This is a genomic window from Sinorhizobium sp. KGO-5, from assembly GCF_036245905.1.
Lineage (GTDB): Bacteria > Pseudomonadota > Alphaproteobacteria > Rhizobiales > Rhizobiaceae > Sinorhizobium > Sinorhizobium meliloti_A.
The window spans coordinates 311,383-326,086 of the sequence record NZ_BDIZ01000004.1; the positions used below are offsets into that span (position 1 = coordinate 311,383).

The following is a 14,704-nucleotide window of genomic DNA, read 5'->3' on the forward strand; positions in this document are numbered from 1 at the left end:
CGAGATGACGATGACTGAGAGCGCTCACCCCACCCCATCCGATATCCGGGCCTATCGCACCGAGAATCCGAAGCTGCGCGAACGCGACATCGCCGCGAAGCTCGGCATTTCCGAGGCAGCGCTCGTCGCTGCCGAATGCGGCCTCACCGCCGTCCGGATCGACTGCAGCGCCAGCCGCTTCCTCGAGCGCGTCGAGGAGCTAGGCGAAGTCCTTGCGCTTACCCGCAACGAAAGCGCCGTCCACGAAAAGGTCGGCGTCTACGAGAACATCAAGCAAGGGCACGGCGCGGCTCTGGTGCTTGGTCCCGAAATCGACCTGCGTATCTTTCCCGGCGCCTGGGCACATGGTTTCGCCGTGACCAAGACGGATGCGACAGGGGAGGTTCGCCGCAGCCTGCAGTTCTTCGACAAGTGGGGCAATGCCGTCCACAAGGTTCACCTGCGTCCTCTCTCGAACCTGGCCGCCTATGAGACGATCGTCGAAGACCTTCGCCTGGACGATCAGTCGCAGGACTTCATCGCCGATCCCGGCGCGCCCACGGACGACGATTCGGCCGATGCTGCAGTCGATACGGCGGAGCTGCGCGACCGCTGGTCGAAGCTCACGGACACGCATCAGTTCCCCGGCATGTTGCGCAAGCTCAATATCGGACGGCGCCGGGCGCTGCACGCGATCGGCGACGACTTTGCCTGGCGGCTCGACACGGCCTGCATCGAGATGATGATGCGCAATGCTGCAGAGACGGCCCTGCCGATCATGTGCTTCGTCGGCAACCGCGGCGTCATCCAGATTCATTCCGGTCCGGTCGTCAAGATCGGTACCATGGGGCCGTGGCTGAACGTGATGGACGAAACCTTCCATCTGCATCTGCGCACCGATCACATCGCCGAACTCTGGGCCGTGCGTAAGCCGACCGCCGACGGACACGTGACCTCCCTCGAAGCGCTCGACGCCAAGGGCGAGATGATCATCCAGTTTTTCGGAAAGCGGAAGGAAGGTTCCTCGGAGAGGGCCGAATGGCGCAGCCTGGTCGAGGCGCTGCCCCGCCTGGAAGCCGTCGTCGCGGCCTGATGGCGCCGCCCAACCGGGCGGCGATTTGGGACGACACGCACAGATCAAAGGAAGTGATGATGAACGGCTTCGGTATCCGCCGTCTTCGGCGTTGGGAAATGGCCCTCGCGGCCTTCGCGCTGTCGGCGCCTTTCGTTCTGCCCCTGCTTGCGCCGGGAACTCCTCCGTTCCTGCGCCCGGCGATGGCCGAGGTGCTCGAGCAGCCGGACACCTCCCGCGTCGTCTCGGTGGGCGGCGCGATCACCGAAATCATCTATGCGCTCGGCGAGGAGAACCGCCTCGTCGGCCGCGATTCCACCAGCATTTACCCGGAGGGGGCGACCAAGCTGCCGGATGTCGGCTACATGCGGCGATTGGCGCCCGAAGGCGTTCTTGCCGTCAACCCGACGGCAATCGTGGCCGTCGAGGGCAGCGGCCCGCCGGAAACGCTCGCCGTGCTCCAAGAGGCGAACATTCCCTTCACCAGCATCCCCGAGACCTATGACAAGGACGGCATCGTCAACAAGATCCGCGCGGTCGGAGCTTTCCTCGGCGTGAAGGAAAAGGCCGAAACGCTCGCGCAATCCGTGGAGAGAGATCTCGCCGCCGCCGTGGCCGACAGTGCCGCTCGCCCGCAAGCCGAGCGCAAGCGTGTCCTCTTCGTTCTGAGCACCCAGGGCGGCAGAATCCTCGCCTCCGGTACCGGCACCGCCGCCGCCGGCATCATCGAGCTTGCCGGCGCGGTCAACGCCGTCGGCACCTCGCCCGGTTACAAGGCATTGACGGAGGAGGCGATCATCGAGGCCAAGCCCGATGTGGTCCTGATGATGAACCGCGGCGATAACCATGCTGCAGGCCCCGACGAACTCTTCGCGCTTCCGGCCCTCAGCCTCACCCCGGCGGCAAAGACCAAGGCGCTGATCCGCATGGACGGGCTGCATCTGCTCGGCTTCGGTCCTCGCACGGCAAGCGCTATCCGCGAACTCAACGCCGCAATTTACGGAAAGAAGACCAATGCCTCGCAGTGAGGCCATGGAAGGCACGATGCGCAGGCCGGCACTTGCCGCCCGGATCGTCCGCGACTGGCGCAACGGAGACCGGGCGGGCCTGGCGCGTGGCCTGATCCTCGTTCTAGCGATACTGGCGGCCGTGACGTTCATGACCTCCATCACCACCGGCGCGGCCGACGCTTCGCTCGGCAATATCCTTCGGTGGTTTTTCGGCGAGGCCGATCAGGCCATGAGCGCCCGCGACCGAATCATCATCCTCGATATCCGTCTGCCGCGTGCCGTGCTCGGCATGCTCGTCGGCGCGTCGCTTGCCGTTTCCGGCGTCGTGATGCAGGGCCTCTTCCGCAATCCGTTGGCCGATCCCGGCCTTGTCGGAGTTTCCTCCGGCGCAAGCCTCGGCGCGGTGCTGCTGATCGTGCTCGGTGACGTTGCCTTTGGCCCGCTGTTCGCGGTCTTCGGCTTCTATGCCCTCCCCTTCGGCGCCTTTCTCGGCGGCCTCGCCACCACGCTGCTGCTCTACCGGATCGCTACCCGCGGCGGCCAGACCTCGGTCGCGACGATGCTGCTGGCGGGCATTGCGCTGGGCGCGCTTGCCGGTGCAGTGACGGGCGTACTCGTCTTCATCGCGGACGACAAACAACTTCGCGATCTCACTTTCTGGGGCCTCGGATCGCTCGCCGGCGCCAACTGGACCAAGATCGCCGCCGCCGGACCGATCATCCTCCTGTCACTTGCAGTCGTCCCCTTCCTGGCGCGCGGGCTCAACGCCATCACGCTCGGCGAAGCCGCCGCCTATCACATGGGCGTCCCGGTTCAGCGGTTGAAAAACATCGCTATCTTCAGCGTCGCCGGCGCCACCGGCGCGTCGGTGGCCGTCAGCGGCGGCATCGGATTCGTCGGCATCGTCGTTCCGCATCTCCTGCGGCTGATCATAGGCCCGGATCACCGCTACCTGCTGCCCGCCTCCGCCCTCCTTGGCGGCACGCTGCTGATCTTCGCCGACATGCTGGCCCGCACCATCGTGTCGCCGGCCGAACTGCCGATCGGCATCATCACCGCCTTCGTTGGTGCGCCCTTCTTTCTCTGGGTCCTGCTCAGGGGCCGGTCGAACTTGGGACTTTGATTGCGAACATGATCAGAGCATCCGACATTTCCGTCCGCCTTGCCGGAAGACAGGTGCTGCACGGCATCTCCCTCGACGCCGCTCCCGGTGCGATGACTGCAATCGTCGGCCCGAACGGATCGGGCAAGACCACGACCTTGAAGGCGATCTCGGGCGAGCTCACGCCTTCGGCCGGTAAGGTCACCATCAACGGTCGCGACATCGCAAGCCTGAAACCATGGGAGCTCGCACTGAAGCGCGGCGTGTTGCCGCAATCGACGGTCATCTCCTTTCCCTTCACCGTCAGGGAAATCGTTCGCCTCGGCCTCGAGGCAAACGGAACCGGCAAATCGGCCGCCGGCGACCGGACAGCCGATGAAGCTCTGGAGGCCGTCGATCTCGCCGGCTTCTCCGGCCGCTTCTACCAGGAACTTTCGGGCGGCGAACAGCAGCGGGTCCAGCTCGCACGCGTCCTCTGCCAGATCTCGGCGCCGGTCGCAGACGGCGAACCGCGCTATCTCCTGCTCGATGAGCCGGTATCGAGCCTCGACATCCGCCACCAGCTCACGATCATGCGGCTTGCGCGCCAATTCTGTGCCGACGGCGGCGGTGTCGTCGCAGTCATGCACGATCTCAACCTTACATCGATGTTTGCCGATCAGATCGTGATGATGAAAGCCGGCCGCATCCGGGCGCGCGGAGCGCCGAAAGACGTGCTGACCGACGAGACCATGGAAGCGGTCTTCGGCTGCCGAATGCGGGTGAGCGTCGCTCCGGCACAGGATATCCCGTTCGTATTGCCGCAGTCCGCCACGATGTGAAGCCGGGCTCACAGCGGCAACGTCAGGATTACCGAAACAAATTCCTCCCTCATGCGTTGATCTACAATGCCGGCGTGTAGACCGCGCCCCGCTTGGAGTGCCGCGTGTCCTATCGGGCGCACAAAGAGCCGGGAAGCGTGCCTTCGCCGGCCGATTCGCATGAACCGACCACATGCCGGCCGTTTTCGCGCCGGCACAGCAGCGAGGGAAAAGACAATGGCGACAGGCATGTTCTCGGGCTCGGGCAGCCGCAAGCGCAACGGTAGCGCGATCGACCCGTCGATGGAGGATCAGCTCAACGAAATACGCGAAGACATCGCGCAGCTCATGACGCTGATTGCCGACCGCGGGGCTGCGGCTTCGCGTGATGCAAAGGCCAAGGCGCGCGGCGCCCGTGACCAGGCCGAAACCGATCTGCACGCCTTGTTGGAGAGCGGCGAGCAGATGCTTTCCGACTTGCGCGGCCGCTATGCGGATACGGAAAGGGAGGTTCGTCGAACGATACGCGAGCATCCTCTTGCGACGCTCGGCACCGCAGCCGTTATCGGCCTCATCGCAGCCGCTTTGCTGCGTCGATGAGGACCTGTCAGGCGTCGCGTTGACCGAGTATGAAGGGGAGCTACCTTATGGGGACACTCGGAACTGTCCTGTCGGCCCTGCTTGCGTTCGACGCCGCCGCTGCGGCGTCGCGCTATAAGCGCAATGTGGTCCTCTGGGCCATCATCGCCGTGCTTCTCGGCAGCGCCTACGTCTTCGCCCTGATAGCAATCGCCCTGCTTCTCTCGGCGCGCTATTCGCCGGTCGCCGCAGCGCTGACGGTCACCGCCGCCCTGATCGTGACCGCGCTGGTGGTCATCGGCGTCATGGCCGGGCTGAACGCCCGCGACCGCCGGCTTGCCGACGAACGCCGTCGCCGCTCGGCGATGCGGACGAATCTTGCGCTCGTTGCGGTCACAAGCATCCTGCGCAAACAGCCGCTTCTGGGGGCCGCGACCGGGATTGCCGTTGCGGCGCTGCTCGGACTGAGCCGGGGCCGCAAACGCAGCGACGATCGATAGTTGATATCGCACGGAAAAGGCGCCGGCGGGGCCTTTTCCGTGCGCCGAGGCGCGGTCCCTCAGACTGCACTCAAAGCGGCAGTCGGATCAATGCCGTGACCCCCGCAGGCAGATATTCCACCTTCACCGAGCTCCCGATGATCTTGTCCAGGCTGCGCTCGATCAGGATCGAGCCGAAACCGCGGCGACGCGGCTCGCGAATAGGCGGTCCGCCCACTTCGGTCCAGGTCAGATGCAGGACGGTCTCGCCGTCCTCGACCACGCGGCGCGCCGTCAGCACGATTTTCCCCGTCGGAACAGAGAGCGCGCCGTATTTTACCGCATTGGTCGCCAATTCGTGCAGCACCAGTCCAAGCCCAACGGCCTGGTCGGGACCCAGCAGGATCTCGTCCTTGTGCAGCTCGACCTGTTGGGAATAATCGCTGACATAGGGCAGCAACTGTTTCGAAATCAGTTCGGACAGGTGGATCGTGCCCCATTCGTAGTCGGAAAGGAGCCCGTGCGCCTCGGAAATCGCCTGAAGGCGGCCGGCAAAGGCGGTCATGAACTCGGCCGGGTCACTCGTTTGCCGGAGCGTCTGGCGGGCGAGCGACTGGAGCATTGCAAGCGTGTTCTTGACCCGATGGTTCAGCTCTTTCAGCAACAGCCGCGTGCGGTTCACCGACGCCTGCTGGTCCGAGACGTCGATCGTCATGCCGAGAAAGCTCAGGGGCGCGCCCTTGCTGTCGCGGTCGTGCACGCGGCCGCGGCCCAGAAGCCATCGCCCGTTCGTGCCGATGCGAAACATGCCGTCATATTCCTCGTTGGCAGCCATCGCCTGACGGAGCTTCGAGAAGGTCGGGATGCGATCCTCGGGATGAATGGCGGAAAAGATCGCCTTGGCGCCGACGGTGCGCTCCGGCGGAAGACCGAACATGCGCATCATCGCGCCATTGCCGGAGACCGTGCCGGCGCGAATGTCCCAGAGCCAGCTGCCGACATTGGCGGCGTCGAGCGCCATGGCGAGCCGCTGCTCCTCGCGGGAAAGCGCGGCCTCCTTGAGCGCACGCCGGCGCGTCTCGTCCTTGAGCTTGAACAGTGAGGCGGCGACACCTGCGATGCGCTGCAGCTCGCTTTGCCGTTTGGCCGAGACCTCGGACCGGGGCTCGACATCGAGAACCGCGACGGTTCCGATCGCCTGACCGTCCAGAATAATCGGCGCGCCCGCATAAAAGCGCAGGAATGGCGGGCTGGCGACCGCCCGGCGGTGGCGGAACGCCGGATGACGGGAGGCATCAAGCACGAGGAAGGGGCCGCCGTCGCCTGCCGCAATCGTATGGACGCAGAAGGACTCGCGAACGTGCGACCGCGTTTCAGCCGTGCCTATGCACGCCTTGAACCATTGCCACTCGCGGTCGACCAGGCTGACGAGAGCGATAGGCGCGTCGAAAAGGCTCGCGGCAAGCCGCGCCAGCCCGTCGAAATCCTCGTCGGGAATCGACATGTCCGGCACGGCGGCCTGAAGGACCCCGAGCCGCTCCGGCGCGTCGAGCACCTGCGCTACCGCTGGAAGCATCGCCTCTGTCTTTTCACGCATTCGGCCTGAACTCCAAACTCGCGCAGGCACCTGAATTTCAGCTCCGCTGAATGTTGCCTTCGACCGGAGCCGGTCTAGGGAGGAAAACATACAGCAAATTGGAGCAATATGGCGACCACGCTCCCTCGGTCGAACGCAGCCCTCCGAATGCCCTCTTTCGAGCGCCGCACGAACTTCAATCCGGCACCGGTCTATGCATATGTCCTTGAACCGCTATCGATTCAAGGACAAAACATGCAGCAGATCGAGGTGCTACAGCGACTTCGCGCGGCCGACAGGACGCTGCGGGATCGCATCAGGAAACGAAGGCACGCGAGGTGATGGGTGCGGAGGTCTCGTCGGGCCCGTAGTCGTTTTCTCCCCTAACCTGGAGAATTTCCTGCAGCCGTTGACGCGCTCTGTTGACACGGCTCTTGATCGTTCCGAGCGCACAGCCGCAAATCGTGGCGGCCTCCTCGTAGGAAAAGCCGGAGGCCCCCACAAGGATGATCGCTTCGCGTTGATCGGGCGGCAACTGTTCGAGCGCCCGGCGGAAATCCTGCAGATCGAGCGAGCCGTATTGTTCCGGGTGATGGGCGAGCGTCTCCGTCAAATGGCCGTCGCTGTCCTGCACCTCGCGCCCACGCTTGCGCATCTGACTGTAAAGCTCGTTGCGCAGGATCGTGAAAAGCCAGGCCTTCATATTGGTACCGATCTCGAAATGATCCTGCTTGGCCCAGGCCTTCATGATCGTGTCCTGCACGAGATCGTCGGCCCGGTCATGTCGCCCGATCAGTGACATCGCGAAGGCGCGCAGGCTCGGCAGCGCGGCAAGCATCTCACGCTTGAACTCTTGATTTTCGGATGACATCCGGCGCTTACTCCTTGCCCTGCAGAGCCGATTGCTGTTCCGCAGCTTCCAGCTTTTCCAGTAGATCGAGAAAGCGTGCCGGTATCGCTTCCTCCTGCACCGACTGATAGAGGGCCTTCAGCTTCACCGCAATCTGCGCATTCGGATCGTCGGAGGACGGACTTTTACCGCTCATCCGCCCTGCCCCTGTCGTATATCTCATTGTTGCAATTTCGCCCTTGAAAGTTCGCCTGCTCCATAACGCAGCGGAAAAATGAAATGTTCCGAAGCGGAACCATTTTTTCGGCGAAACGTTTTCGCAACGATATTACGCCCATGGATTGAGGGAGTCCCTGAATGACATTGTCCACCCGTATTGCTCCATTTCTTCCTTATCTGCGCCGCTATTCGCGTGCCCTGACCGGGTCGCAGACCTCTGGAGATGCCTATGTCGCGGCCGTGCTTGAGGCACTTATCGCGGATACGTCGATCTTTCCGGAAGCAAGCAGCGACAGGGTAGCGTTGTTCCGTCTTTTCACGTCCATGTTCGGATCGTCTTCCGTCCTCGTGCCGGAGCCGGTGTCGCCCTTTGCCTGGGAACAGCGCGCATCCGTCAACCTTGCGGCCGTCTCGCCGCTCGCACGCCAGGCGTTCCTGCTCGTATCGGTCGAAGCCTTCACCCCACAGGAAGCCGCCGAAGTACTCGATGTAGACGCCGCCAAGCTGGCCGCACTTCTCGACCGCGCATCCCAGGAAATTTCCCGTCAGGTTGCAACCGAGATCATGATTATCGAGGACGAGCCGCTGATCGCGATCGACATCGAGCAGATGGTCGAAAGCCTCGGCCACAGCGTGACCGGGATTGCACGCACCAAGGATGAAGCGATCGCCCTCTATGAGACGACGAAGCCGAACATGGTGCTCGCAGACATCCAGCTCGCCGACGGCAGCTCGGGAATCGATGCCGTCAACGAAATCCTGAAAACGGCTGCCGTTCCGGTGATTTTCATCACGGCCTTCCCGGAGCGTCTCCTGACCGGTGAACGTCCCGAACCCACGTTCCTCGTCACCAAGCCTTTCAATCCGGAAATGGTGAAGGCCCTGATCAGCCAGGCGCTGTTCTTCAACGAGACGACGAAGGCTGCGGCCTGAGTCGAGATTTGCCCTCACCACAGGGGCCCCGGCGGCATTGCTTTTACCGTATCGGGGCCCCCCATCCCAATGCTCGTCACAAGATGAGGGCGCCGCGTCGGCGGCGCAGACGTTTCTTTCAGCCCGAAAACTTGGGCTGACTGGATTCCTGTGACAAGCACAGGAACGCCGCGCCTAAGATGATCACCATAGCAAACGCCCATAAGGAACTCGGTCGGATCGCCCCGATGCTCCCGAAGCAAAACAGCCAGTGCCGAGGGAAGGGCACTGGCTGAGCTTTGGCAACTCACTGAGGGGGGATGTGAGTTGGCAACCGGCGGTATGCCTCCGACGTCACATTGGGGGCGATGTGCGTCACCGTCCGGTTATCGCCATAATGCACGAGGCGAAAAAAGGTTCCGCGGATAATCGGCAAGATCTGCAGATGAAAATCTGCACCCCTCGCATGTCGATTCACTCCATCGACTCCAGCTCCTCGCGATGCCGATAGAGCGCGAGGAAGCGCCGATAATCCCGGTCGTAGATGCGGCGCAGCGCCGGGTCGGGGAGCCGTTCCGTTCCAGCCGACGACATCGCCGGTCCGGCGCTGGCGAGGTCCGGATAGAGCTCGCCCGCGACGGCCGCCGTCATTGCCGTGCCGAGGAGAACGGCGTCGGGCGCCTGCGGTGCGACGACCCGGCAGCCGGTGACGTCGCAATAAAGCTCCATTAGCAGGGGGTTGCGCACATGCCCGCCGGTCACGTGCAGCGTGTCGAGTTCGTAGCCCGCTTCCTTCATCATCTCCAGGATGTGGCGAATCCCGAGCGCTATCGCGACGCAGGTCCGCCAATAGAGCCGGCACAGCGCATCGAAGGAGGAGTCGAGCGGCAGTCCGCTGATGACGCCGAGCGCATGCGGATCGGCAAGCGGCGACCGGTTGCCGTGGAAATCCGGAAGCACGTGAAGGCGCTGGGCAAAGTCCGCGCCATGAAGCGCGCGCATTTCCTGCACCCGCTCGATGATCCTCGCATGGGTTTCGGTCGTCGGCGGCAGTCCGCCTCCGTGCAGCCGCACGATATGATCGAGCAGCGCTCCGGTCGCCGACTGACCGCCCTCGATGAGCCAGAGCCCGGGCAAGACCGCTTCGAAATAAGGCCCCCACATGCCGAAACCCGGCTTCATGTCCTTGGAAAAGGCAACAATGCAGCTCGAGGTTCCGCCGATCAGTGCCAGCTGGCGCTCCAGCTTCGCCGGCGCGTCCGCGAAGCCGCCGAGCACGCCGAGCGCCCCGGCATAGGCATCGATCAGCCCCGGCGCGACCTGGCATGCGGTGTCGAGCCCGAGCTCCTCCGCCGCGCTCGCGCTCAGACGCCCGACGGCTCGCTCCACCGGCAGCGTCTCCTCGGGCAAGCCACCACGTTCGAGGAGGTCCTCAAGACCGATCTGGTCCAGATAGTCCTGCTGCCACCCGCGTTTCTCGTGGGCGAGATAGTTCCATTTTGCCGTCAGCGTACAGCGCGAGCGGGCCGGACTTCCGGTCGCCCGCCAGGACATGTAGTCCGCGAGGTCGAAGAAATACCCCGCCCGTTCCCATTGCTGCGGGAGGTTGCGCTTCAGCCACATCAGCTTCGGCATTTCCATCTCGGGCGACATCACCCGCCCCGAATGATCGAGAACGGGATGTTTCGTCGCCGTACAGAAATCCGCTTCCGCCAACGCCCGGTGGTCCAGCCAGACGATGGTGTCCCAGCGTGCCTCCCCCTGACGATTGACCGAGAGCGGGAGGCCGTCGCGATCGCGCACGACGAGCGAACAGGTGGCGTCGAAGCCGATCGCCGCAATGCTTTCCGCCGGCACAGCCGCCTTCTCGCGCGCCGATCCGACCGCCCCGCAGACCGCAGCCCAGATGTCCTCGGAATCGTGTTCGGCGTGGTTTTCCTCCGGACGGTTCATCGCAATCGTCCGATCGGCCCGCGCCAGGAGCCTACCTTGCCGGTCGAAGACGCCGGCACGGGCGCTGCCGGTTCCAATATCGACCGCCACGACATATTCGCGCATCAATGGATGCCCCCGTCCCGAAAAAATGATGGATGTTCGCCGAGCCGGACGACGCGGCAGCAAAACCGCCCCGTCCTGCTCTCCCTATTGACGGACAAACTGTATCAATTCGCCCATGTCGTCAAACAGCACGTCGGGTTCGAGGCTGGCGAGCGTCCGCCGGTGGCGGTCGTTTCGTGCGTGGCTGCCCCCCGCGAAGGCGAAGACGCGCATGCCGGCGGACTTTGCCGCCTCGATGCCGGCCGGGCTGTCCTCGATGACGATGCAATCGGACGGGTGATAGCCCATCTTAGCGCTTGCATGCAGGAAAAGGTCAGGCGCCGGCTTGCCGCGCGCCACCATGCTGGCGCTGAAGATGTTCGGCTCGAAGAGATCGATGAGCCCCGTCACGGCCAGCGAGAGGCGGATGCGCTCCGGCTGGCTCGACGAAGCCACGCAATGGGCGGTGCCCAGCCCTTCCACCGCCTCGCGTATGCCGGCGATTGGCCTCAGTTCCTCGCGAAATCGTGCATAGAGCCGTGTCCGCATGCCTTCGAGAAAAACCTCGTCGGTCGCAAGTCCGTGTTCTTCGTGCAGGATCGTCGACATCGTCTTCAAGCTGCGGCCGAGGAAGCGCTCGCTCGCCTCCTCGGTCGTCATCGAAACGCCGGCAGCCGCGAGCGCGTCGACGAGGACCCCGAGCGAAATCGGTTCGCTGTCCACCAATACGCCGTCACAATCGAAAATCACCAGCCTGGAGGCGTGCCCCACCATCGTCATTCCCCGAGGTTTCCGTCCAGATAAAGCTGGAGCGTGGCACGCGTACCCTTTTCCCAAAGCACTTTCAACGCGTGAGCGAAACGGCGGCGGAAGAGATCGGATTGCGCGACATCGCCGAAGATGTCGGCAAGCGCAAGGAACGCCATTGGATCGTCCTTCGCTGCAACTGCGGCGGCCTGCAGCCGGTCGGCGTTGGCGTCGTTGAAAACGATCTCCTTGCCGCTGTCCGACTTGCCGGCGAAATAGCGGCACCACAGCGCCGAAACGAGCGACAACCCGACGACGTCTTCGCCGCGGCGCAGGCGGTCGGCCGTCGACGGCAGGATGAATTTCGGCTGTCGGTTGGAGCCGTCCTGCGCCAGCCGCGCGACCGTGTCGCCGATCTTCGGATTGGAGAAACGCGTCTCGATGAGCTTGTAATAATCCTTCAGATCCGTGTCCGGAACCGGCGGTATCACCGGGATGATCTCGTCGTGCTCCAGCTTTGACAGGAAGGCGCGGATCAACGGCTCCTCCATCGCCTCATGAACGAAATGGATGTCGAGCAGTGCCGCCGGATAGGCGATCGCCGCATGGCCGCCGTTGAGGATACGGATCTTCATATGCTCGTATGGCGCGACGTCCGGCACGAACTGCACGCCCACCTCTTCGAGCGCCGGGCGGCCTTGCGGGAAACGGTCCTCCAGCACCCATTGCTTGAATTCCTCGCAAAAGACCGGCCAGGCATCGTCGATTCCGTATTGCGAGGCGACGATGCCGATCTCGCGGGCACCGGTTGCCGGCGTGATGCGGTCGACCATGCCGTTCGGAAAGGCGACATTGGCATCGATCCAGTCCGCAAAGCCCGGATCGGAAAGGCGCGCCAGACCGGAGACGGCAGCGTGGGTGACCTCTCCGTTTCCAGGAATATTGTCGCAGGACATGATCGTGAACGGCGGAATGCCCTTGGCGCGGCGTTCGGCGAGCCCCGCCAGGATGAGGCCGAAGACGGTTTTTGGAGCCGTCGGATCGCGCGCATCCTCGACGATCGCCGGATGCGCCGGGTCGAAGACGCCGGATGCCGGATCGATGAAATAGCCGCCTTCGGTGATCGTCAGGGAAACGATGCGGATGAGCGGGCTTGCGAGCTGCGCCACGATCGCGGGCGTGTCGCCAGGCTCGAGATAGGCGATCATGGCGCCCGTGACATGCGCGCCCGTGCGGTTGTTGTCCTGCTCGACCACCGTCGTCAGGAAATCCTGCGCTTCGAGCTTGTCGCGCATGACCTTGTCCGATGGCAGGACACCCGCGCCGATAATCGCCCAATCGCGATCGCGTCCCAGGTTGAAAAGGTCATCGAGATAGACCGCCTGATGCGCACGGTGGAAATTGCCGACGCCGAAATGCACGATGCCGGCCCGAAGGTCATGCCGGCCGTAGTTCGGGACGCCGGCCCTGGCTTTGACCGCGTCGAGCGTGGCAAGGGAGAGTTTGGTCGCCATCCTTTCAATCCTTTCGCGAACGAGCCTCAGCTCATCCAGTTGCCGCCATCGACGTTATAGGTCTGCGAGACGATGTAGTCGCTTTCCGCCGAGGCGAGGAAGATCGCCATGCCGGTCAGGTCCTCTGCGGTGCCCATGCGCCCGAAGGGAACGGCCTCCCCGACCAACCGTTTTTTCTCGCCGCGCGGACGGTACTCGTATTTGGCGAAAAGCGCGTCGACGCCCTCCCAGTGCTCACCGTCGACGACGCCGGGAGCGATGGCGTTGACGTTGATGCGGTGTTTGATGAGATCGAGACCGGCCGACTGGGTGAGGCTGATGACCGCAGCCTTGGTGGCGCAATAGATCGCCACCAGAGCTTCCCCACGCCTGCCCGCCTGGCTCGCCATGTTGATGATCTTGCCGCCCCTGCCCTGCGCGATCATCTGCCTGGCGGCCGCCTGCAAGGTGAAGAGCGTGCCGGCGACGTTGATCGCAAACAGTTTTTCGTAGCTCTCGCGGGTGATCTCGACGACCGGCGCGAGGTCGAAGAGCGCGGCATTGTTGACGAGGATGTCGAGCCCGCCGGCATGTTCGACGGTCGCGGCGATCGCAGCGTCGATCGAGTCCTGCCGGGTCACGTCCATTTCGACCGCATAGGCCGCGGACCCGATCTCCGCCGCCGCCCGTCTCGCCCGCTCGATATCGATGTCGGCGATGGCGACCGTGGCGCCCTCGCGCACATAGGCTTCGGCGAAAGCGCGGCCGATACCCCGCGCCGATCCGGTGATCAACGCGCTCTTTCCTTCAAGACGTTTCATCGAATTGCCATTCCCTTTTCATCGAACCTGTGAAGGCGCTCGGGATCCGGCGTCAGATAGACCTGATCGCCATGGGTCACCGCGAAGTCGCCGCCGACGCGCGCCGTCAAAGTGCCGATGCCGTCTGCATGCACGTGCAGGAAGGTGTCCGAGCCTAGATGCTCGGCCACTCCCACCGTGCCCCGCCACGTGCCCTGATCCTTCGAAAGGGCAATATGCTCCGGGCGGATGCCGATCGTGTGGGCATGATGGGCCGCGGCAGGTGCACCGGTGACGAAGTTCATCTTCGGCGACCCGATGAAACCGGCGACGAATAGATTGTCCGGCCTGCGGTAGAGGTCGAGGGGCGAGCCCACCTGCTCGATGCGGCCGCGGTTGAGCACGACGATCTTGTCGGCCATGGTCATGGCCTCCACCTGGTCGTGCGTCACGTAGACCATCGTCGTCTTCAGTTGCTGGTGAAGCTGGCTGATCTCCAGTCGCATGTTGACCCGCAGCGCGGCGTCGAGATTCGACAGCGGCTCGTCGAAAAGAAAGGCTTCCGGCTGGCGGACGATCGCCCGGCCGATCGCGACGCGCTGGCGCTGGCCGCCGGAAAGCTGGCGGGGCTTGCGGTCGAGATAGTCGGTGAGGTTGAGGACGCGGGCCGCGTCCTCGACCTTCTTGTCGATCGTGGCCTTGTCCTCGCCTGCCATCTTCAGCGGAAAGGCGATGTTGGAGCGCACGCTCATATGCGGATAGAGAGCGTAGGACTGGAACACCATCGAAAGGCCGCGCTTTGCCGGCGGCAGCTCGGTGGCGTTGCGACCGTCGATGACGATCTCGCCGTCGCTGACGTCCTCCAGTCCGGCGATCAGCCTCAGAAGCGTCGACTTGCCGCAACCCGAGGGGCCGACGAAGACGACGAATTCGCCGTCGGTGATATCGAGGTCTATCGAGGGAATGACGGCGTGGGCGCCGAAGACCTTCGATACGTTCTTGAGAGTGATGCTTCCCATGGTTTTACCCTTGTTTGAACCGCGTCGCCC

General features: G+C 63.8%; 15 protein-coding genes. 7 read left to right on the plus strand and 8 right to left on the minus strand.

The genetic code is table 11. The features are described from left to right. Positions 1–10 precede the first annotated feature (10 nt). The 6 genes from BHD07_RS19860 (at position 11) to BHD07_RS19885 (ending at position 5,042) form a co-directional block, all read left to right on the plus strand. Positions 11–1,072 (plus strand): hemin-degrading factor, encoded by a 1,062-nt coding sequence (locus BHD07_RS19860; protein ID WP_237674187.1) that lies wholly within the window; start codon positions 11–13, stop codon positions 1,070–1,072. A 56-nt stretch (positions 1,073–1,128) separates the two neighbouring features. Further along, positions 1,129–2,079, plus strand: coding sequence for a heme/hemin ABC transporter substrate-binding protein (locus BHD07_RS19865; protein ID WP_100671987.1), 951 nt, complete (start codon positions 1,129–1,131; stop codon positions 2,077–2,079). Beyond that, positions 2,066–3,184 (plus strand): FecCD family ABC transporter permease, encoded by a 1,119-nt coding sequence (locus BHD07_RS19870; protein WP_198516698.1) that lies wholly within the window; start codon positions 2,066–2,068, stop codon positions 3,182–3,184. The genes BHD07_RS19865 and BHD07_RS19870 overlap by 14 nt, the downstream gene beginning before the upstream one ends. A gap of 8 nt (positions 3,185–3,192) precedes the next feature. After that, a complete protein-coding gene (locus BHD07_RS19875) occupies positions 3,193–3,984 on the plus strand; it encodes a heme ABC transporter ATP-binding protein (RefSeq protein WP_100671988.1) in 792 nt (263 codons plus the stop codon). A gap of 216 nt (positions 3,985–4,200) precedes the next feature. Further along, positions 4,201–4,563 carry a DUF883 family protein gene (locus BHD07_RS19880; protein ID WP_324762161.1) on the plus strand — a complete coding sequence of 121 codons (363 nt, stop codon included), beginning with the start codon at positions 4,201–4,203 and terminating at the stop codon, positions 4,561–4,563. Between the two features lie 47 nt (positions 4,564–4,610). Next, complete coding sequence (locus BHD07_RS19885) at positions 4,611–5,042, plus strand: hypothetical protein (RefSeq protein ID WP_100671881.1); 432 nt, start codon at positions 4,611–4,613, stop codon at positions 5,040–5,042. 70 nt (positions 5,043–5,112) lie between these two features. Here BHD07_RS19885 and BHD07_RS19890 read toward each other — a convergent pair whose 3' ends face one another. The 3 genes from BHD07_RS19890 to rsiA1 all read right to left on the minus strand — a co-directional run bounded on the left by BHD07_RS19890 (position 5,113) and on the right by rsiA1 (position 7,643). After that, complete coding sequence (locus BHD07_RS19890; protein ID WP_338282778.1) at positions 5,113–6,618, minus strand: sensor histidine kinase; 1,506 nt, start codon at positions 6,616–6,618, stop codon at positions 5,113–5,115. 295 nt (positions 6,619–6,913) lie between these two features. Beyond that, positions 6,914–7,468, minus strand: coding sequence for an RNA polymerase sigma factor (locus BHD07_RS19895; protein ID WP_003525557.1), 555 nt, complete (start codon positions 7,466–7,468; stop codon positions 6,914–6,916). A 7-nt stretch (positions 7,469–7,475) separates the two neighbouring features. Continuing rightward, the gene (gene rsiA1, locus BHD07_RS19900) at positions 7,476–7,643 is read right to left on the minus strand and encodes an anti-sigma factor RsiA1 (protein ID WP_018095722.1); all 168 of its coding nucleotides are present in this window, start codon (positions 7,641–7,643) and stop codon (positions 7,476–7,478) included. A gap of 161 nt (positions 7,644–7,804) precedes the next feature. On the opposite strand from rsiA1, the gene rsiB1 reads away from it, so the two are divergent. Next, entirely contained in the window at positions 7,805–8,599 is a 795-nt protein-coding gene (rsiB1, locus tag BHD07_RS19905) for a PhyR-type response regulator RsiB1 (protein ID WP_003525566.1), read from the plus strand. Between the two features lie 453 nt (positions 8,600–9,052). Here rsiB1 and BHD07_RS19910 read toward each other — a convergent pair whose 3' ends face one another. The 5 genes from BHD07_RS19910 to BHD07_RS19930 form a co-directional block, all read right to left on the minus strand. Beyond that, positions 9,053–10,636 (minus strand): FGGY-family carbohydrate kinase, encoded by a 1,584-nt coding sequence (locus BHD07_RS19910; protein ID WP_100671883.1) that lies wholly within the window; start codon positions 10,634–10,636, stop codon positions 9,053–9,055. 84 nt (positions 10,637–10,720) lie between these two features. Further along, the gene (locus BHD07_RS19915) at positions 10,721–11,395 is read right to left on the minus strand and encodes an HAD family hydrolase (RefSeq protein ID WP_198516699.1); all 675 of its coding nucleotides are present in this window, start codon (positions 11,393–11,395) and stop codon (positions 10,721–10,723) included. Continuing rightward, positions 11,392–12,876 (minus strand): mannitol dehydrogenase family protein, encoded by a 1,485-nt coding sequence (locus tag BHD07_RS19920; RefSeq protein WP_100671884.1) that lies wholly within the window; start codon positions 12,874–12,876, stop codon positions 11,392–11,394. Before BHD07_RS19920 ends, BHD07_RS19915 begins: the two co-directional genes overlap by 4 nt. A 26-nt stretch (positions 12,877–12,902) precedes the next feature. Beyond that, a complete protein-coding gene (locus BHD07_RS19925) occupies positions 12,903–13,676 on the minus strand; it encodes an L-iditol 2-dehydrogenase (RefSeq protein WP_100671885.1) in 774 nt (257 codons plus the stop codon). After that, positions 13,673–14,674, minus strand: coding sequence for an ABC transporter ATP-binding protein (locus BHD07_RS19930; RefSeq protein WP_100671886.1), 1,002 nt, complete (start codon positions 14,672–14,674; stop codon positions 13,673–13,675). Before BHD07_RS19930 ends, BHD07_RS19925 begins: the two co-directional genes overlap by 4 nt. Between the last annotated feature and the right edge of the window lie 30 nt (positions 14,675–14,704).